A 19,826-nucleotide genomic window follows, 5' to 3' on the forward strand; every position below is an offset into this window, starting at 1 on the left:
ATCAGCGCAACTTCTTGATGCGTTCGCTTGGGCTGATCACGTCCGTCAGGCGGATGCCAAACTTCTCGTTGACCACCACCACTTCGCCGTGGGCGATCAGGGTACCGTTGACCAGCACGTCCAGCGGCTCACCGGCCAGGCGGTCCAGCTCGATCACCGAACCCTGGTTGAGTTGCAGCAGGTTGCGGATGTTGATTTCGGTGCTGCCCACTTCCATGGAAATCGACACCGGGATGTCGAGGATCACATCCAGGTTCGGGCCGTCGAGGGTCACCGGGTCGTTGTTTTTCGGCACGCTGCCGAATTCTTCCATCGGCAGGCGGTTGCCGGCCGGCGCGGTGGCGGCGTCAGCGGCCAACAGCGCATCGATATCGTCCTGGCCAACATCGCCGGTTTCTTCCAGGGCTGCCGCCCATTCGTCAGCCAGTGCCTGGTCTTCGGCGGAAGTGTTTTCGTGTTCGGTAGCCATTACATGTCCTCGGCGGAGCAGAAATTAATGTGGATCAGCGACGGTTGATCGGTTCAATCACTTGCAACGCCAGGTTGCCTTTGTGAGAGCCGAGCTTGACCTTGAACGACGGCACGCCGTTGGCGCGCATGATCATTTCTTCCGGCAGTTCGACGGGAATCACATCCCCCGGCTGCATGTGCAAAATATCGCGCAAACGCAACTGGCGACGGGCCACGGTGGCGCTCAGGGGCACGTCGACGTCCAGCAGGTCTTCGCGCAGGGCCTTGACCCAGCGTTCGTCCTGGTCGTCCAGGTCGGACTGGAAACCGGCGTCGAGCATCTCGCGCACCGGTTCGATCATCGAGTACGGCATGGTCACGTGCAGGTCGCCACCACCGCCATCGAGTTCGATGTGGAAGGTCGACACCACAATGGCCTCGCTGGGGCCGACGATGTTGGCCATGGCCGGGTTCACTTCCGAGTTGATGTACTCGAAATTGACTTCCATGATCGCCTGCCAGGCTTCCTTCAAGTCGATGAAGGCCTGCTCCAGCACCATGCGCACCACGCGCAGCTCGGTCGGGGTGAATTCACGCCCTTCGATCTTGGCGTGGCGGCCGTCGCCACCAAAGAAGTTGTCCACCAGCTTGAACACCAACTTGGCGTCGAGGATGAACAGCGCGGTGCCGCGCAGCGGCTTGATCTTGACCAGGTTGAGGCTGGTGGGCACGTACAGCGAGTGCACGTACTCGCCGAACTTCATCACCTGCACGCCGCCTACCGCCACGTCCGCCGAGCGGCGCAGCATGTTGAACATGCTGATCCGGGTGTAGCGGGCAAAACGCTCATTGATCATCTCCAGGGTCGGCATGCGTCCACGGACGATACGATCCTGGCTGGTGAGGTCATAACTTTTGACGCTGCCGGGCTCGGCAGCCATTTCGGTCTGTACCAGACCATCGTCGACGCCATGCAGCAGCGCGTCGATTTCATCCTGGGACAGCAGGTCTTGCACGGCCATGTCGTGATCCTACTGCAATACGAAGTTAGTGAAGAGCGCCTGCTCGACCACGACTTTGCCGAGTTCCTTCTGGGCCACTTCCTGCACGCTGGCCGTGACCTTCTGGCGCAGCATTTCCTGGCCCACCGGGGTGGCGAGTGTGTCGAAGCTCTGGCTGGAGAACAGCATCACCAGGTTGTTGCGGATCACTGGCATGTGCACCTTGAGGGCGTCCAGGTCCGACGCGTTGCGGGCCAGCAAGGTGATGCTCACTTGCAGGTAGCGCTGACGACCGTTCTGATTGAAGTTGGCGACAAAGGCCGGGAGCATCGGCTCGAAGATTGCCGGTTGCTTGACGTTAGTGGCGGTTTCGGCGGCGGGTGCCGGTTTGCTTGCACTGCTGTGCATGATGTACCAGGTGCCACCCACCGACGCGCCGATGGCCAGGAGCAGGCCCAGGACTATCAGCAGGATAAGCTTGAGCTTACCTTTGCCTGCGGGTGCTTTTGCTGCGTCGTCGCTCTTCGCCATGCCAATAATCCGTCACTATTCGGGGATTCATAGATCTACGGAATGGCAAGAGCAAGTGTTATGCCAGAGTTGTCTGGAAGTCGAGGAGGTACGGGCGCAGCAAATCAAATTGTGGGAGGGGGCTTGCCCCCGATGAGGGTGTATCAGTCACCCATGTTTCAGCTGACACACCCTCATCGGGGGCAAGCCCCCTCCCACATTTCGTCCGGATCAGGCGTAGTAGTCGACCGCACTGGAGCCGATTACGGTTGAGGTGACCGGCGTCACGGCTTCAGCCACATCAAGGTGGTTGCCGCTGTCGCCATTGTCACCACCGCGCCCGCCGCTACCGCTCACACCACGGGTCTGGGCCTGTTGCTGCTGTTGCTCCTGGCCACGGGACTGGTCGGACACGTTCACATCCACCTGCCCCATGCCCTGCTGGGCGAACATCTCCCGCAAGCGGCCGGACTGGCTTTCCAAGGCTTCACGTACCACCGGGTGGGCGCTCATGAAGTTGACCTGGGCTTGCTGGTCGGCGGTCATGTTGACCTTGATATCCAAGCGACCGAGTTCAGCCGGCTGCAACTGGATCTCGGCCGACTTGAGGTTGGCGCTGGACAGGTACATCACACGGTTGACGATTTCGTCGGTCCAGCCGCTCTGGTGCATGGCCAACGGCGCATTGGTCACCGGCGGCAAGGCATTGGCGGTTTTCGGCGTGGCCGCTTGCGTCAACGCGGCCAGGCGGTTGGCGAAGTCATCGACACGGGTGTCGCTGCTGGCATTCTTCAGGTCCTTGAGGCCGTCGTCGATCAGCCCGCTGAAGGCCTTGTCGCCGCCCTGGTCGGTGCTGTCCTTGGTGGCTTGTTGGTCAACCATATTGGCCAGGCCAGCGGCGAAGTTCTGCGCGGCGGTCGGCTGATCCTGGGTCGGTGCCGGCGCGGTTTTGGCCGAGGCCTGGCTGCTGGCCGACACGTGGCCACCCTGCTCCATCGCCAGGCGCACGGTCGGCATGGCGTCGAGGGGATCGGCCTCCGGATCGAAGGCCGGCTTGGCCTCCTCGGTCGCGGCGACCGGCGCTGCCACCACCGGCTGGGTTTTGTCGTCCTTGGCGGTGGTGACAGGCGCTGGGGTTTCAACCGGCACTGGCACGGCCACCGGGGTGACGGTGGCAATCAGTGCCGGATCGACCACCGGGTCTGTCGGGGGCTGCTGTACCAGGGATGGGTCGGCAGGCGCGTCGTCGTCCTTGCTGGCACTGTCGTCGGTGTTGGCCGGTGGCTTGGCAGGCAAGGTATTGCCGCTATCGGCAACCGCTGGCGTGCTGGCGGCAGGTTTGTCGTTGCTTGCCGCTGGCTTGGCACTGGCGTCGGAAGACTTGCCGGCGGTGGGCTTGGGCGAATTGTCGTCGGCCTTGGCCGTGGGTTTGGAAGCCTGGTTGGCGAACACTTGAGCGAAGCCAGGGCCCTTGTCCCGTGGGTCCGCAGCCACTGCCGGTGGGTTGGCGGCGGGCGCTTGAGGCTTGGCCGCGGGGGCAGCCTGAAGGAGCGAATTCGGGGCGACTGGCATAGGTAAAGGTCTCCACTGCATGGGGGTCGGGGATGCAGTATTGGGAGGTAGAGCAAGAGTCGGGCCAGGTTTGGGGGCGGTTGGTTTTATTGAGTACATATCCGTTTTTTAGGTAACGGCTGATATTGGTTCCGCCCTTACGGCGGGTCACTTTTGAAAAGAGCCCAAAAGTAACCAAAAGGCTCTTGCCCCAACACTCGGTACCTCGCCTAGGCTCGGTATGCCCGTAATCCGACAGTGATTTGTGGGGCCGCCGCCACGCGCCATCCATGGCGCGGGGCGGCTAAACCGGCATCCCTGCCGGTTTACCCCCCAAATCCCTGCCGAATTCCGGCCAGCGTGTTTGACGGGGCGCCTAAGATCAAAATCAAAAGCAAAAGCACAGCGGCCTGACAGCCGGCTTGAGTGGTGTGAAGCAAAGGCAAAAGCCAACGCGGTCCTGTAGGAGCCGGCTTGCCGGCGATGGTCGTTAACGATGATGGGGGTACATCTGGATAAACGCGGCGATCTCACGTTTTTCGCCGGCAAGCCGGCTCCTACAATGGACCGCGTATCCACGATGCGAAGCGAGTCGCTCTTGATCTTGATCTGAGGCGCCCCGTTAAACACGCTGGCCGAACGCAGGCTTTGGAGCGTGGGTAACCCGGCAGGACGCCGGGTTAGCCGCGCTGGGCCAAGGATGGCCCATCGCGGCGGCCCACGCTCCAAAGCCGGAGTGAGGGCACACCGAGCCTAAGCGAGGTGCCGAGTGTTGGGGCAAGAGCGTTTTGCTTACTTTTGCGCTTTTCAAAAGTGAGCCGCCGTAAGGGCGGAACCGATACCCGCCGTTACCTAAATAACGGATATGTACTCAATCAGATCTGAAACCGCTGCCGCTCCGTCTCATACAACGGCTTCACCAACGCAAACTCCCGAACAATCTGATCCACCAATGCCCCCAAATCCCTAACCTCAGCCCCAACGGACTCAACCTCCAACCGCTGACACAACTGCGCCAACCGCACCGCCCCAAGGTTCCCACTGCTCCCCTTGAAGCTATGCGCAATGCGCCCCAACGCCTTCGCATCATCCCTGGCCTTGCGCAACGCTTCGACGCGCTTCTGGGAATCATCGAGAAAGGTATCAAGCAACTTGGGATACTCGCCTTCCATGACTTCCTGCAGACCCGACAACACCTCCGGGTCCAGATGTAGATCAACCACTTGCTCGCTCCTTGATCAAGAATCGGCGGATTATGCCAGAGCCTCCCAGCAAAACTCCACGCAGACACTGCGCCCGCCATCAGACCAGCGTACATCGCTGCTCAACTGACGCACCAGGCTCAAACCCCGGCCAGACAGACGGTCAATATCCAGCGGCCGCGCCAGCACCTGTTCCACGTCAAAACCAGGCCCGCTGTCCTCGACGCGCAGGGTCATGCGGCCGCCCGCCGCGGTCGGCAGCACTTGCACATGCACGCGTATGTAGCCGCTGTTGAGCTGCGCCAGGCGGTCATTGCGCTGGCGGTAATACTCGGCAAACCCCTGGGCATCGCGCTTGAGCCGCGAATCCAGGCCCAACACCCCGTGTTCCAGGGCATTGGAATACAACTCGGCCATCACGCTGTAGAGCGCCCCGCTCTGCTCCCGCAGGCCATGGATCTCCAGCAACAATTGCAGCAGGTACGGCAATGGGTTGTAACGCTTCAAGGTCTCTGCGCGGAATTCAAAACTCACCGACCAGTCCAGCGGGCACGACTGGCCGCTGTCAGCATACAACGGCCCGCTGGCACGCAGTTGCTGGCCGGCTTGCAGGGTGATCTCCACCATGCTCACGTCATCTCGCGCCTCACCCCGAAACGCCGCCAAGGCCTGTTCAATGTCTTCAAACAGACGATCCGGCTCACGGTTGGCAGCGAATACCTGCTGCAAGCGTTCGGCGCCAAACAGCTGATCATTGGCATCGGCGGTATCCAACACACCATCGGACAGCAGGAACACCCGGTCACCCAACGCCATCGGCCAGACTTCGGTGCGGTCATCAAATGCTTCGGCCGACAACACCCCCAACGGCAAATGCCGCGACGCCAGCGGTGTACGCTTGCCGCTGGCGACTTCATGCACATAGCCTTCGGGCATGCCGCCGTTCCACACTTCCACCACGCGCCGCTGCGTGCTCAGGCACAACAGGGTGGCGCAGCAGAACATGTCCACCGGCAGGATGCGCTTGAGCTTGGCGTTCATCTCGCGCAGGGTCTGTGCCAGGCCGTAACCCTTGGCGGTCATGCCATAGAACACTTCCGCCAGGGGCATTGCGCCCACCGCCGCCGGCAAGCCATGGCCGGTAAAGTCGCCGAGCAGCACGTGCATATCGCCGGACGGTGTGTAGGCGGCCAGCAGCAGGTCGCCGTTGAACAACGCATAGGGCGATTGCAGGTAGCGAATGTTCGGTGCGGCATTGATGCAACCGGAATGCGCGACCTTATCGAATACCGCCTTGGCCACCCGCTGTTCATGCAGAAGGTAGTCATGATGCTTGGCAATCAGGTCGCGCTGCTGCAAGACCGTGGCCTGCAACCGCCGCAGGCGGTCCATGGCGTTGATCTTAGCGGCGAGAATAAGCTGGTTGTAGGGCTTGGGTAAAAAGTCATCGCCGCCCGCATCCAGGCACTGCGCCAGCGCTTCGCTCTCGCGCAGGGAGGTAAGGAAGATCAGCGGCACCAACTCTTCACCCGCCAGTTGCTTGATCCGGCGCGCCGCCTCAAAGCCGTCCATCACCGGCATCAATGCGTCCATCAACACCAGTTGCGGGCGCTCGCGGATAAATACCTCGACCGCTTCGGCACCATTGGTGGCCGTGAGCACCTGGTGCCCTTGGCGCCGTACGATGGTCGACAGCAACAGCAGGTCGGCGGCGCTGTCTTCGGCGATCAGGATCGTCAGCGGCTCAAGGACCGGGGCCAGGGCGCTCAACTTATGTCGAACAGTTTGTCGAAGTTGGAGATGGCGAGGATCTTGCGCACATCGGAGTTGCTGTTGATCACCTGCACTTCGGCATTATCGCCACCGGCATGGTCACGCAACAGCAGGAGCATACCCAGGGCGGAGCTGTCCATGTAGGTGGCTTCCTTCAAGTCGACGACGTACAACTCAGGCACTTTATAGAAACGCTCGTAAGCATCACGAAACGCTTGATGGCTGCCGAAATCAAACCGGCCCTTGACCGCGATCGTCAACTTCGTCCCATCCAGGGATACTTCCGACTCGACTGACATGCGACTGCTTCCTTGTCTTTGGCAATGAGACAAGGTTTAGCAGGCGAACCCGATCTGAGCAACACCACACATCAACTGTGGGAGCGGGCTTGCTCGCGAATACGGTGTGTCAGTTGATATATCTGTGACTGACCCACCGCATTCGCGAGCACATTTAGAACTGGGATTGGCGTGGGAGGCGCTGGGACAGTTCGTCGAGCAGCTTTTGCTCGCGCTTGTCTTCAAGCGCGCGCGCTTCGTCGATATAACGCTGCACCAATTTGCGCAAACCTTCGACCCGGGCAAACGCCGCTTGCCAGCTCTCGCGGGCTTTATCGAGATTGTTCTGGTGCCACGCCAGGCTCTGGCGCTGCTGGCCGACAGCCGTTTCCAACTGATTGAGAAAGCCCTGGTAGCCCATCAACCACTGGCCCGATACGCCTTTGCTGCCGCGCTCGATCCACTGCTGCTGGTACTCACCCCGGAAACGCTCCAGGTCGCCCAGTTTGCTTTCGGCCAAGCGCACCTGCCCCTGGAAATAACCCAGGCGCTGAACGGCGGTTTTCTCGGCCTTTTCGGCCATGTCCACCACCGGAGCCAGGCGTGCGGCGCGGCTGTTGGCCATGGCTTAGCCGCCCGGCGCGGGGGCGAAGATCGTCTGCAAGTGTGCTTCGCTCTCGCCCATGCTGATCTTGTCGTTGAGGCCCTGGCGCAGGTAGGTCACCAACTGCGGTTGCAGGGCGATGGCCAGGTCGGTGTCGCGATCACCGCCGGCCACGTAGGCGCCAACGCTGATCAAATCGCGGCTCTGTTGGTAGCGTGACCACAGTTGTTTGAAATGCTGGGCGCGGGCCATGTGTTCCGGCGTAACCACCGCCGGCATCACCCGGCTGATGGACGCTTCGATGTCGATGGCCGGGTAGTGCCCTTCTTCAGCCAGGCGCCGCGACAGTACGATGTGGCCGTCGAGCACGCCCCGCGCCGAGTCGGCAATCGGGTCCTGCTGGTCATCGCCTTCGGACAATACAGTGTAGAACGCGGTGATCGAGCCACCACCGGCTTCGGCGTTACCGGCGCGCTCCACCAACTTGGGCAGCTTGGCGAACACCGACGGCGGATACCCCTTGGTGGCCGGCGGTTCGCCGATGGCCAGGGCAATTTCCCGCTGGGCCTGGGCGAAACGCGTGAGCGAGTCCATCAGCAACAGGACGTTCTTGCCCTTGTCGCGGAAATATTCGGCGATGCGTGTGCAGTACATCGCCGCACGCAAACGCATCAGCGGTGCATCGTCCGCCGGGGATGCAACCACCACCGAACGCTTGAGGCCTTCTTCACCGAGGCTGTGTTCGATGAATTCCTTCACCTCGCGACCCCGCTCGCCGATCAGCCCCACCACGATGATGTCGGCCTCGGTAAAGCGGGTCATCATGCCCAGCAACACCGACTTACCCACGCCGGTACCGGCGAACAGGCCCAGACGCTGGCCGCGGCCGACCGTCAATAATCCGTTGATACTGCGAATGCCCACGTCCAGCGGCACGCTGATCGGGTTACGGTTGAGCGGGTTGATGGTAGGGCCATCCATCGGCACCCAGTCCTCGGCCTTCATGCCGCCCTTGCCATCCAGCGCGCGACCGGCACCGTCGAGCACGCGACCAAGCATGCTCATGCCCATCGGCAGGCGGCCGGTGTCAGCCAATGGCACCACGCGGGCGCCGGGGGCGATGCCCGCCAGGCTGCCCACGGGCATCAGGAAAATCTTGCTGCCGGAGAAGCCCATCACTTCTGCTTCGACCTGCACCGGGTGGTAGCTGTCGTCGTTGATCACCATGCAGCGGCTGCCCATGGCGGCACGCAGGCCTTCGGCTTCGAGGGTCAGGCCAACCATGCGCAGCAAGCGTCCTTCGAGGATCGGCTGGCCGGGCAACTCGGCGGCCTCGGCATAACCGCTCAAGCGCTTGGCGAAGCTGGTGCGATCAAGGCGCATCGGGGGCGTCCAGGTCCACGCTCAGGTCGGGCTCGGCCGGGTTCAACACCTGCTCGTGGGCTTGATCCAGCAACTTGGCCATGATCTGGCTGATGCGGGTTTCCACCGTGGCATCGATGCGGCTGTGTTCGGTTTCGACGCGGCAACCACCGGGCTGCAACGAGGCGTCCTCGACGATGCGCCAGGTTTCTTCGTGGCGCTCGCGCAGGGCTTTGACCTGTTCGAAATCCTGCGGGTTGATGTACAGCCGCACATTGCCGACACCCAGTGGCAGCAGTTTGAGGGCCTCGCGCATGACGCTTTCGATATGGCTGGAGTCCAGCACCAGCTCGCGCTGGATCACCTGCCGGGCGATGTGCTGCACCAGGTCGACCATGGCTTTTTCGATCTGTGAATCCTGCTCGGCGATCGGGTCGAACAACACCCCCATCAAGCGTTCCAGGCTGGCGAGCTTGACGCTCAGCGCCTCCTCCGCTTCCTGGCGCACCTTGAGGGTGGTGCTGCGAAAACCGTCTTTTTCACCCGCCGCGAAGCCCTCGTTGTAGGCCTCCTGGCGGATGGCTTCCAACTCTTCCAGGGTCAGTGGCTGGACTTCATCCAGCGGCACTTCTTCCATCTCCGCCGGAGGCTCTTCAACCGGTTCCGGCTCAGGCTCGGGCAAATGTGGGTCGAAGCTGGGCAACGACCAGATGTCGAACCCACCGACGTCCCGCGCGCGAATCAGATCGCTGGGCGCCTCATCTTTGTTCGACATGAAAGGCGCCTTAGATCATTTCTTCGCCGCCCTTCCCGCCGAGAACGATTTCTCCGGCTTCGGCCATACGGCGGGCAATGGTGAGGATTTCTTTCTGCGCGGTTTCCACGTCGCTGACGCGCACCGGTCCTTTGGCTTCCAGGTCGTCGCGCAACAGCTCCGAGGCACGCTTGGACATGTTCTTGAAGATCTTCTCTTTGACGTTTTCGTCCGAGCCCTTGAGGGCCAGCACCAGCACGTCCGAGGACACCTCGCGCAGCAACGCCTGGATGCCACGGTCGTCGACATCGGAGAGGTTGTTGAACACGAACATGAGGTCTTCGATCTGGCCGGACAGGGTGTCGTCGATCTCGCGGATCGAGTCCATCAACTGGCCTTCGACCGAGCTGTCGAGGAAGTTCATGATGTCGGCCGCGCGCTTGATACCGCCCAGGGTGGTACGCGAGGCATTCGAGTTGCCAGAGAACTGCTTCTCCAGAATCGTGTTGAGTTCTTTCAGGGCCGCCGGCTGCACGGTGTTCAGCGACGACACGCGCAGGATGATATCCAGGCGCACCTTATGGTCGAAGTGGCCGAGCACTTCACCGGCCTGGTCCGGGTCAAGGTAGGCCACCACGATCGCCTGGATCTGCGGGTGTTCGTAGCGGATCACGTCGGCAACGGCACGCGGCTCCATCCATTTGAGGCTGTCGAGGCCGCTGGTGTTGCCACCGAGCAGGATACGGTCGATCAGGCCGTTGGCTTTGTCTTCGCCCAGGGCCGAGGTGAGCATCTTGCGGATGTAGCTGTCGGAGCCGACGCCCAGGCTGGTCTGGTCGCCGACGATCTCGACGAACTCGCTCATCACCTGCTCGACTTGCTCGCGGTGCACATTGCGCATTTGCGCCATGGCCACGCCCACCCGTTGAACCTCTTTGGGGCCCATGTGGCGCAGCACTTGGGCGGCGTCGGTTTCACCCAGGGACAGCAGCAGGACTGCGGCTTTGTCGACCTTGGTGAGCTTGGCAACAGCGGCTCGATTATCACTCATCTGCGTTGATCCACTCTTTCACGACCTGGGCCACACGGCCCGGGTCTTCTGCCACCAGACTCTTGATTGCATTCAGCTGAGCGTCATAGCCTTCGCTCGGGCTTGGCAACAGGATACTTTGCGGGCCACCGAGGCTGACGCGGTCGTTGGCCAGTTCGCCGTCCAGGCCGCCCATGCCACCCAACTCGACGTCGCCGCCTGCCAGGGCAAGCTGTTTCTTGCCGTTGCCGGTGATGTTGTTGAGCACCGGGCGCAGCACGCCGAACACCAGTACCAGGATAAACAACACACCCAGTACTTGCTTGACGATGTCCCAGAACCACGGCTGCGAGTAGAACGCCGGCTCGGCGATCACTTCGCCACGCTCGGCGGAGAACGGCATATTGATCACGCTGACACTGTCACCACGGCTCGCGTCGAAACCGACGGCGTCCTGCACCAGGCGCGTGAAGCGCGCCAATTCGTCGGCGCTCCAAGGAGCACGGGTGACGGCGCCATCCGCGGCATTGACCTTGACCTGGTCATCCACCACCACCGACACCGACAGGCGATTGACGCGGCCTTGTTGCTGCTTGGTGTGGCTGATGGAACGGTCGAGCTCGAAGTTCTTGGTGGACTGGTTACGCTTGTCCGCCGGGTACGGGGCGAGCATCGGCTGGCCGGTGGCCGGGTCCATGATCTGCTGGCCGTTGGCATCCAGCAATGGCTGGCCTGGCTGAATCGCGCCAGCGCTGGCGGTAGCGCCACCGGTGGTCTGCGGCGCAGAGGCCGGGGCCGGCGGCTGGTTGCTCAATGCGCCCGGCACACCTTGCGGCGGGCCATTGGCGGCGGTGCGTTGTTCGCTGGTGGACTGCTCGCTGCGCAAGGCAGGCTGGTCTGGGTTGAATTGCTCGGAGGTCGACTCGACGGCGCTGAAGTCCACGTCTGCGGACACTTCCGCCTTGTAGCGGTCGTTGCCGAGCACCGGTTGCAGAATGTTGTGTACACGCTGGGTAAGCATGCTTTCGACGCGGCGGCTGTAGTCGAACTGCTTGCCGGCCTGGGTCAACGCGGAATTTTCCGCCTGGTCGGACAGCAGGTTGCCCTTCTGGTCCACCACGGTGATCTGCGATTTGCTCAGTTCAGGCACGCTGGTGGCGACCAGGTTGACGATCGCCAGGACCTGGCCAGGCTCCAGGGAGCGGCCCGCAAACAGTTCTACCAAGACCGAGGCACTTGGCTTGCGCTCGTCGCGCACAAACACCGAGCTTTTCGGAATGGCCAGGTGCACGCGGGCACCCTTGACGTTGTTCAGGCTGGAGATGGTACGTGCCAGTTCGCCTTCCAGGCCACGACGGTAGCGGGTGGCTTCCATGAACTGGCTGGTGCCCAGGCCCTGGTCCTTGTCGAGGATCTCAAAACCGATGTTGCTGTCGGACGGGGTTACGCCGGCGGCGGCGAGTTTCATGCGCGCACGGGCCACATCGTCGGCCTTGACCAGCAGCGCCCCGGAGTTGGGCTCTACGGTGTAGGCGATGTCGGCGGCGGCCAGGGTTTCCATGATCTGCTTGGAATCCATGCCCGCCAGGCTGCCATACAGCGGCCGGTAATCGGGTTGCTGCGACCACAGCACCACGGCAAAACCAATCGCCACGCTGGCAGCCAGGCCGACCATCAGGCCCACCTGACGCAACATGGTCATTTCGGAGAGGTTTTCCAGGAACGACAGGCCAAACAGCGGCGGTTTGCCGTCTGCCTTGGCGGGTACGTTGTCCACGACTGCTTCTGCCATGACTTAAATCTCGTCCTTAAACCGGCATCTGCATGATGTCTTGGTAAGCCTGAACCAGCTTGTTACGCACCTGGGTCAACGCCTGGAACGAAACGCTGGCCTTTTGCGAGGCGACCATCACGTCGGTGAGGTCCACGCCGCTCTTGCCGATCTCGAACGCGTTGGCCAACTGGCTGGAAGCTTGCTGGGTGTCACTGACTTTGTTGATGGCCTGGCCGAGCATGTCGGCGAAGCTGCTTTGGCCCAATTCCGGCGCTGGCGCGACGGATTTCGGTTGAGCCATGGCATCCATTTGCATGGAGCGCATATCCAACATCAACCGATTGAACTCAATACCCTGGCTCATGAACTTCTCTCTCCGACAACCCGCATTTTTTTTGACGCTACGCCGCACTTACTAGGGGAGGTAGCAACAAGGGTGCCAGCTCTGGTTCAACTCGTAAGAAAAGGCGACAAACCTTGTCGGCCTCGATACTAATCAGGTGGCGAACAGATACGCCTCGACATCCATCCCCGCGTCACGCATCTGCGCCAGCTTGTAGCGCAAGGTGCGCGGACTGATGCCCAGGCGCTCGGCGGCCTCTTTGCGACGGCCACGCTCGGCGCGCAGGGTGTCGATGATCATCTGGAATTCGCGGCGACGCAGGTCGTCGCCCAGCGCACCGGCGGTTTCGGTTTCGGCCACCACGGGCGCCGGCGCCAAGGATGGCAGCGGCGCGGCCCCGCTGCCCATGGCCAGGCAGAAATCCTGGGGCTGGATCAGGCCGCCCTGTTGCAGGATCAGCGCACGCTGGATGGCGTTGTCGAGCTCCCGCACATTACCCGGCCACGGGTAGGCGATCAGGCAGGCCTGGGCCTCAGCCGACAGCCGCGCCTGGGCGTGCTTCATTTTTTTGACATGGTTGTTCAGCAGGCGCTCGGCCAGCGGGATGATGTCCGCCGGGCGTTCGCGCAACGGGCGCCAGGCCAGGGGGAATACCGACAGACGGTAGAACAGGTCTTCGCGAAAACGCCCCGCCGCCACTTCGCCCGCCAAGTCACGGTTAGTCGTAGCAACCACACGAATATCCAGCTGGATCGGCTTGCGGGCGCCGACGCGCTCCACTTCACGTTCCTGCAGCACCCGCAGCAACTTGGCTTGCAGGCCCAGGGGCATTTCCGAAATTTCATCGAGCAGAATGGTGCCGCCGTCAGCCTGCTCGAACTTGCCCGCCTGGGCCGCGATAGCGCCGGTAAAGGAGCCTTTTTCGTGACCGAACAGCGTGGCTTCGAGCATGTTGTCGGGGATCGCCGCGCAGTTGATGGCGATAAACGGCTGCTTGGCGCGGGTCGATTGCTGATGGATATAACGCGCCAGCACTTCCTTACCGGTGCCGGACTCGCCGGAAATCAATACGGTGGAATCGCTGCGCGCCACACGGGCCGCCAGCTCCAACAATTGTGCGCTGGCCGGCTCGAAGGCAATCGGACCTTCGCCGTCGCTGGCCGGGATCACGCCCAGGGCATGCCGTGCGACCAGTTCGATCAAAGCTTTGGGTTCGAAGGGTTTGACCAGGTAATCCGCCGCACCCTGGCGCATGGCATCGACCGCACGCTCAACGGCGCCATGGGCGGTCATCAGCAATACCGGCAACTGCGGCTGACGCGCGCGCAGCAGGCCGAGCAACTGGTGCCCGTCCATGCCGGGCATGTTCACATCGCTGACCACCAGGCTGAAGGACTCCTGCTCCACCGCCTCCAAGGCGTCTTCGGCAGAACCGACCGCCCGGTAGTCATGGCCCGCCAACAGCAGCGTGTCAGCCAATGCTTCACGCAGGGCGCGATCGTCTTCCACCAACAGAACCTTGATTGCCATAGCCTTCCTACTCCGCGCTTGCCGCGCATGAAAACAGCGGCAAGGTCATCAATGCACAGGTGCCCCGCCCAACCCGGGAGTGCAATTGCAATTCTCCCTGATGAGCACGTGCCACTGCCTTGACCACGGTCAGGCCCAGGCCGGTGCCGTTGGTCTTGGTGGTGAAAAAAGGTTCGCCCAGACGCTGCAACACGGCGGGCTCGATACCGCTGCCGCTGTCACTGATGCACAGGCGCAGGTTTTGCTCGCGGTTGTACAGGTGCACCTTGAGCCGCGCTCCTGGGCCGCTGGCTTGGGTAGCGTTCTCGATCAGGTTGAGCAGCGAGCCGACGAGGGTGTCACGGTTGCACAGCAGTTCACCAAGGTGGCTGTCGCACTGCCAACGCACGTGCACGTCTTGAATATGGGTGGCGGCCGCCGCTTGCAGGGCCTGCATCAACTCGGCCGGCGTGATGCGGTCGGTCAGCGGCAATTCGCCACGGGCAAACACCAGCATGTCGCGCACCTGATGCTCCAACTCGTGCAGGCGTTCCTTGAGCCGCCCGGCAAACCGTTGGTGGGTGGCGGCAGGCAACTGTTCGTCAGTCAAATGACTGGCGTAGATCAGCGCCGCCGACAGCGGTGTACGGATCTGATGCGCCAGAGAAGCGACCATGCGCCCCAGCGACGACAGACGCTCGTGCCGCGCCAACTGGTCTTGCAAGTGACGGGTTTCAGTCAGGTCATTGAGCAGCACCAACTGACCCGGCTCCGCGTCCAGGGAACGGGTGGCGATGGACAAGCGGCGGCCGTCCTTGAGGGAGATTTCATGGCCGTCGTCTTCACGCGGCGCAAAGCAGCGGGTGATGACATGGCGCCAAAGCTCACCTTCCAGCGGCAGGCCGAGCATGTCGCAGGCCGCCGGGTTGGCTTCGCGCACGCGGCCTTCTTCGTCGATGACGATCACGCCACCGGGCAGTAGCGACAGTAGGTTTTGCAGGCGGTTGGCCAGGCGCTCTTTCTCGGCCAACTCTTCCATGCGCTGGGCACTGACCACGGCCAACTCGCCTTTAAGCTCGGACACACGGGCTTCGAGCAGGCTGTAGGAGTCGGTCAATTGGCTGGACATCTGGTTGAACAGCGAAAAGGCCTGTTCCAGGCCTTGGCGGCTTTGCTGTTCTACAGAGGGAACCAGCCCTGCAATGGCAGGACTGGAAGAATGTTGGGCGGCGTGGGGCATCATGCTCTCTCGCTTGGCTGACCGTCAGTTAAACGGAACGTTGCGAGGGCTGTAGCAATACTTGTGCCGAAAAAAAACCGCTGATAAATCAGCGGCTTGAAAAACAGGCGTCAATCATCTGCCTGTTCATCACCTTCTTTGCGGCTCATACCGTACTTGCGCATCTTCTCCACCAGGGTGGTACGACGGATGCGCAGGCGCTCGGCGGCACGGGCGACGATGCCGTTGGCGTCGTCCAGGGCTTGTTGGATCAGGCCTTGTTCCAGGTTGCCGAGGTAGTCCTTCAGGTCCAGGCCTTCGGGCGGCAGCATGGCGGTCGAACCAAAGTCCGGGGTATGGCCGTTGATGGCCACCCGCTCTTCCATGTCGCTGCGCAGGCTGTCGACCAGTTGCTCGTCTTCGTCGTCGACGTAGCGGAATTTCTTCGGCAGCTCGACCACGCCGATCACACCGTAGGGGTGCATGATCGCCATGCGCTCCACCAGGTTGGCCAGCTCGCGCACGTTGCCCGGCCAGCCGTGGCGGCACAGGGACATGATCGCGGCGGAGTTGAAGCGGATCGAACCGCGCTTTTCGTGCTCCATGCGCGAGATCAGCTCGTTCATCAGCAACGGGATGTCTTCCACGCGCTCACGCAGCGGGGCCATCTCGATCGGGAATACGTTGAGGCGGTAGTACAGGTCTTCGCGGAAGCTGCCGACCTCGATCATGCTCTCGAGGTTCTTGTGGGTCGCCGCGATGATGCGCACGTCGACGCTCTGGGTCTTGTTACTGCCCACGCGCTCGAAAGTACGCTCCTGCAACACGCGCAGCAGCTTGACCTGCATCGGCAGCGGCATGTCGCCGATCTCGTCGAGGAACAGGGTGCCGCCGTTGGCCAGCTCAAAACGCCCGGCACGGCTGGTGATCGCCCCGGTAAAGGCGCCCTTCTCGTGGCCGAACAATTCGCTTTCAAGCAGCTCTGCCGGAATCGCCCCGCAGTTGACCGGCACAAAGGGCCCGTCGCGGCGCTTGGAGTGATAGTGCAGGTTGCGCGCAACCACCTCCTTGCCAGTGCCGGACTCGCCAAGGATCAGCACGCTGGCGTCGGTATCGGCCACTTGCTGCATCATCTGGCGCACGTGCTGGATGGCACGGCTGGTGCCGACCAGGCTGCGGAACAGGTTGGGTTCGCGATGGCGACCGCGCTCGCGGGCCTGGTCGTACATCTCGCGATAGACCTGGGCACGGTGCAGGGAGTCGAGCAATTTGCTGTAGCTGGGGGGCATTTCCAGGGTGGAAAGCACCCTGCGGCGCTGGTCTTCCGGCAGGTCGACAGAAGAAATATCGCCCATTAGCAACACTGGAAGGAACTCATCCCAGGTCGACAGTGTCTTTAACAAGCCCAAAACAGCGCCAGGAGCGTTCACCGTCCCGATCAGCACACAAATGACTTCACGGCTCGATGACAATGAGCTGACCGCCTGCTGCCAGTCATGGCTGCCGCAGGGCAAATTTTCTTCGCCAAGAAAATTCAAAATCACCGCTAAATCGCGGCGGCGGACGCTATCGTCATCAATCAGCAGAATTTTGGTTTCACGCCACATGCAATAGCAACTTCCCTAGTAAAACTTCCTGCCCCGATGTGAGGGCAATCGAGACGCCTGTAAGACTTTGTACCTTACTAGACGTCTGAAATCTGAAAACAGCACTAGTTAAGTCAAAAATGCTGGCACAGTCAAATATATGACGCGCCGTTCGGACTAACTGAGCCCATTCAGCCGAACAGATGGTAAACCTTTGACGCGTTTTTAGCTTGGTTGATCTGCGACATCTCTTCGAAAATCGCCTGGCGCTCGCCAGTCGTCACCTCAAGCAATTGCTGGTACACCGCCAGCAGGCTCTCAAGCTTTTCACGCAACGCATCCTCATCGACCGGCGCTTCACTGAGCACCTCGTCGATGACATGACGACAGCCCAGGTCCAGTTCGCCAATGGCGTCCCAGTTACGGTCCGCCAGCGCGCCGATCAGCGCCTCACGGGTTTCATCAATGCGTTGCAATGCTTGGCTCATGACGTGTTCCTCAAGGCCGATGGCCTTATTGTGCGGCGGTCTGTGGCGCGCCGATGGCATCCCAGCCTTCTTTCACGGTGATCAGCAAACGCGCGACTTCGTCGATCATGTCGGCGTCGTTGTGCAAATTGGCTTCCATCAAACGGTTGGTCATGTACGCGTACAGACTTTCCAGTTGCTGGACATAGGCTGGGTTTTCGCTTTTTTCGGCATCCAGTCCGTCGCGCAAGCCAATAATAATGTCCACAGCTTTGCCAAGCATCAGGCCCTTCTGCGCAACATCTCCACGAGCCAATGCACCTTTAGCCTGCGCCATGCGGTCAAGGCCGCCTTCCATCAGCATTTGCACCAGGCGATGCGGACTAGCCTCAGAGATCTGGGCATGGGAATTGACCTTCTGGTATTGGCGAAGGGCTCTCATGGGATTCATGTATCTACCTCGTGACAGGCATATCGAAAAAGTTTTCTGTTACCAATATGTCGTCCGGAGCATAAAAAGCTTTAGGTGGCTCTCTAAGCGATGCTAATGACTCCGGAGCAATATCAATTGTTCTTCTGGTTGTTCAAAGCGTTGAGCGTCCCAAGGATGTTGTTACTTTGCTGGCGAATTTGCGCAACCAGGGTGTCCATGGCGTTGTACTTGTCTTGCAAACTCTTTTGCAAAGCAGTCATCCGCTCATCCAAAGCCGACTGCTGGGTCACCAAGTCTTTCAGACTGTCGGACAAGCTCGTCGAACGAGTAGCAAGAATACCCGTTGCAGGCTTGGCGTAATCATCGGTTGCCGTCTTCAGGCGAGCGAGCAGGCCGGTCTTGCCAGTGAAGATACTGTTGATATCGGCTGCGTTATTGACCATGGCAGCGTCCCACTTTTTGTCATCCATCACCAACTGGCCAGTGGTCGAGTTGGTACTGATGCCAAATTGAGCCAGGGATTTCAACGCCCCAGTCCCTCCCAGCGAATTGAATTCATTGCGCAGCGCTGTCTGCAGGGTACGCATCGTCGAATCGCCGGTGAGTGTTGACGCCGTGGTTGTGCCATCCGGGTTTTTCGTAACTTTAGTCTCTGCCGTCATCGCCGTCAGCAAGGCATTGTAGGTGTCGACAAACCCTTTGACCCCAGACTTGAGTGTCGCAGTGTTAGTACTCACCGTGATCAGCGTAGCAATAGGTTTGCTTGTATCACCGGTTGTCGGGAACGGAGACGGCGAGAGCAATTTGATGCTTACACCACTTAACGCATCGGAGATGTCGTTTGTCTTGGACGTCGCTGGAATACCGTCGATGCTGTATTTGGCGTCTTTTGGCGTATCAACCACCGTGGAGCCGACGTCCAGGCCGGAATTACCGGACAATGTCAGGTCCGACCCAACCCCCATGGTGGTGGACGTCAAGATCAGACGCGAGCCACTGGAGTCAGTCAGGACGTTGGCACTCAAGCCTGCCGTCGCGAATTGAGTGTTGATGGAATCACGCACTTGTTGCAGGGTCGCTCCTGGCGGCACACTCACATCGAACTTCTTGCCCGACTGCGTGATCGTCAGCGTTGTCGCCTGATCACTTGCATTGACGACCGATTGAGGGCCCGCTGCAAACGTCTTGCTTGACAACTTGGAAGCCACTGCCAGGTTATCGACTACCAGCCTGAAACTACCGTTGGAGGCAGTATTACTCGCCTTCATGGTGGCGACCTTTTCATCCGAAGATGAGCCGGTAAGACCAGTAAAGCTGGCACTATTGGTCATTGTGTCTAGAGCGCCGCGGAAAGCATCCAGAGCAGCCTGAATTTTGCCGATCGAAGACAGCGTGGTGGTCGCTTTCTGCGTTTGGGTATTGATCTGAGTCTGCTTGGGTGCTCTCTCGGAGTCCACCAAGGACTTCACAATCGCTTGCGTATCGATATTCGAACCAATACCGCTAACCGTTGAACCCGCCATCATCTTTCTCCTAATCGGTGGCTGCCGTTTTCTTGACTAACAACACTTCAAGCCTCGACAGCAACAAGTTTCATGCCAGCTCAGGCTTTGTCATCAAACAACACATGGCTTGCACTGGACAAGCTCTGAGCCAGTTTCAATGCTGTTTCCGAGGGTATCTGGCGGATCACTTCACCGCTTTCAGTGGCAATGACCTTGACCACAACCCGATGGGTGGAATCATCAATGGTAAAATCCAGTTTACGCTGGGCCGCTTGTACGAATTCGCGTATGTCGGTCACCGCTTTTTCCAGATCGGCTCGCTCAGGCTCGCCTCCAGATGGTGCTACCGCCCCTACTTTTGCCTTCTCTTTGTCAGCCGCAATGACATGTGCCACTGCACTCTGAGGTGCAACCGGTGGATAAGACTGGTTCAACTTCACACTCATGTCCATGTCCAATCTCCTCTACAACTGAA

20 protein-coding genes are annotated in these 19,826 nt (G+C 60.6%); all 20 read right to left on the bottom strand.

Annotation, left to right across the window (positions count from 1 at the left end; translation table 11 throughout):
- Position 1: 1 nt before the first annotated feature.
- Positions 2-469: a flagellar motor switch protein FliN gene (fliN, locus tag KHP07_RS23105; RefSeq protein WP_033900765.1), complete on the bottom strand. Its 468-nt coding sequence runs from the start codon at positions 467-469 to the stop codon at positions 2-4.
- 34 nt (positions 470-503) lie between these two features.
- Positions 504-1,472 (bottom strand): flagellar motor switch protein FliM, encoded by a 969-nt coding sequence (fliM, locus tag KHP07_RS23110; protein WP_017735217.1) that lies wholly within the window; start codon positions 1,470-1,472, stop codon positions 504-506.
- Between the two features lie 9 nt (positions 1,473-1,481).
- Positions 1,482-1,982: a flagellar basal body-associated protein FliL gene (gene fliL / locus KHP07_RS23115; protein WP_071489823.1), complete on the bottom strand. Its 501-nt coding sequence runs from the start codon at positions 1,980-1,982 to the stop codon at positions 1,482-1,484.
- A gap of 210 nt (positions 1,983-2,192) precedes the next feature.
- Positions 2,193-3,533 carry a flagellar hook-length control protein FliK gene (locus KHP07_RS23120; protein WP_214498094.1) on the bottom strand — a complete coding sequence of 447 codons (1,341 nt, stop codon included), beginning with the start codon at positions 3,531-3,533 and terminating at the stop codon, positions 2,193-2,195.
- An 854-nt stretch (positions 3,534-4,387) separates the two neighbouring features.
- Positions 4,388-4,735 (bottom strand): Hpt domain-containing protein, encoded by a 348-nt coding sequence (locus KHP07_RS23125; RefSeq protein ID WP_214498095.1) that lies wholly within the window; start codon positions 4,733-4,735, stop codon positions 4,388-4,390.
- A gap of 30 nt (positions 4,736-4,765) precedes the next feature.
- Positions 4,766-6,484 carry an ATP-binding SpoIIE family protein phosphatase gene (locus tag KHP07_RS23130; RefSeq protein WP_099493525.1) on the bottom strand — a complete coding sequence of 573 codons (1,719 nt, stop codon included), beginning with the start codon at positions 6,482-6,484 and terminating at the stop codon, positions 4,766-4,768.
- Positions 6,481-6,786: an STAS domain-containing protein gene (locus KHP07_RS23135; protein WP_033900756.1), complete on the bottom strand. Its 306-nt coding sequence runs from the start codon at positions 6,784-6,786 to the stop codon at positions 6,481-6,483. Before KHP07_RS23135 ends, KHP07_RS23130 begins: the two co-directional genes overlap by 4 nt.
- Before the next feature lie 154 nt (positions 6,787-6,940).
- Positions 6,941-7,390, bottom strand: a complete 450-nt coding sequence (gene fliJ, locus KHP07_RS23140) for a flagellar export protein FliJ (RefSeq protein ID WP_028617325.1) — start codon at positions 7,388-7,390, stop codon at positions 6,941-6,943.
- Positions 7,391-7,393: 3 nt separating this feature from the next.
- Positions 7,394-8,752 carry a flagellar protein export ATPase FliI gene (gene fliI / locus KHP07_RS23145; protein WP_078049619.1) on the bottom strand — a complete coding sequence of 453 codons (1,359 nt, stop codon included), beginning with the start codon at positions 8,750-8,752 and terminating at the stop codon, positions 7,394-7,396.
- Positions 8,742-9,506 (bottom strand): flagellar assembly protein FliH, encoded by a 765-nt coding sequence (fliH, locus tag KHP07_RS23150; protein ID WP_100492400.1) that lies wholly within the window; start codon positions 9,504-9,506, stop codon positions 8,742-8,744. The genes fliI and fliH overlap by 11 nt, the downstream gene beginning before the upstream one ends.
- Before the next feature lie 10 nt (positions 9,507-9,516).
- The gene (gene fliG / locus KHP07_RS23155) at positions 9,517-10,536 is read right to left on the bottom strand and encodes a flagellar motor switch protein FliG (RefSeq protein WP_010208743.1); all 1,020 of its coding nucleotides are present in this window, start codon (positions 10,534-10,536) and stop codon (positions 9,517-9,519) included.
- Positions 10,529-12,307, bottom strand: a complete 1,779-nt coding sequence (fliF, locus tag KHP07_RS23160) for a flagellar basal-body MS-ring/collar protein FliF (RefSeq protein WP_078049621.1) — start codon at positions 12,305-12,307, stop codon at positions 10,529-10,531. The genes fliG and fliF overlap by 8 nt, the downstream gene beginning before the upstream one ends.
- Before the next feature lie 16 nt (positions 12,308-12,323).
- On the bottom strand, positions 12,324-12,653 hold the full coding sequence (gene fliE, locus KHP07_RS23165; RefSeq protein WP_015885194.1) for a flagellar hook-basal body complex protein FliE: 330 nt from the start codon (positions 12,651-12,653) through the stop codon (positions 12,324-12,326).
- 132 nt (positions 12,654-12,785) lie between these two features.
- On the bottom strand, positions 12,786-14,162 hold the full coding sequence (locus tag KHP07_RS23170) for a sigma-54-dependent transcriptional regulator (RefSeq protein WP_214498096.1): 1,377 nt from the start codon (positions 14,160-14,162) through the stop codon (positions 12,786-12,788).
- A 7-nt stretch (positions 14,163-14,169) separates the two neighbouring features.
- On the bottom strand, positions 14,170-15,381 hold the full coding sequence (locus tag KHP07_RS23175) for a sensor histidine kinase (protein WP_078050981.1): 1,212 nt from the start codon (positions 15,379-15,381) through the stop codon (positions 14,170-14,172).
- A gap of 110 nt (positions 15,382-15,491) precedes the next feature.
- A complete protein-coding gene (locus tag KHP07_RS23180; RefSeq protein WP_033900748.1) occupies positions 15,492-16,967 on the bottom strand; it encodes a sigma-54 dependent transcriptional regulator in 1,476 nt (491 codons plus the stop codon).
- Between the two features lie 170 nt (positions 16,968-17,137).
- Positions 17,138-17,434, bottom strand: coding sequence for a flagellar protein FliT (gene fliT / locus KHP07_RS23185; protein WP_078049623.1), 297 nt, complete (start codon positions 17,432-17,434; stop codon positions 17,138-17,140).
- 25 nt (positions 17,435-17,459) lie between these two features.
- Entirely contained in the window at positions 17,460-17,864 is a 405-nt protein-coding gene (gene fliS / locus KHP07_RS23190) for a flagellar export chaperone FliS (protein ID WP_100492397.1), read from the bottom strand.
- Positions 17,865-17,977: 113 nt separating this feature from the next.
- Entirely contained in the window at positions 17,978-19,369 is a 1,392-nt protein-coding gene (gene fliD, locus KHP07_RS23195) for a flagellar filament capping protein FliD (RefSeq protein WP_033900746.1), read from the bottom strand.
- Between the two features lie 80 nt (positions 19,370-19,449).
- Positions 19,450-19,803: a flagellar protein FlaG gene (locus KHP07_RS23200; RefSeq protein ID WP_100492396.1), complete on the bottom strand. Its 354-nt coding sequence runs from the start codon at positions 19,801-19,803 to the stop codon at positions 19,450-19,452.
- Positions 19,804-19,826 lie beyond the last annotated feature (23 nt).

The organism is Pseudomonas sp. VS40, assembly GCF_018587885.1.
Classification (GTDB): Bacteria; Pseudomonadota; Gammaproteobacteria; order Pseudomonadales; family Pseudomonadaceae; genus Aquipseudomonas; species Aquipseudomonas pergaminensis.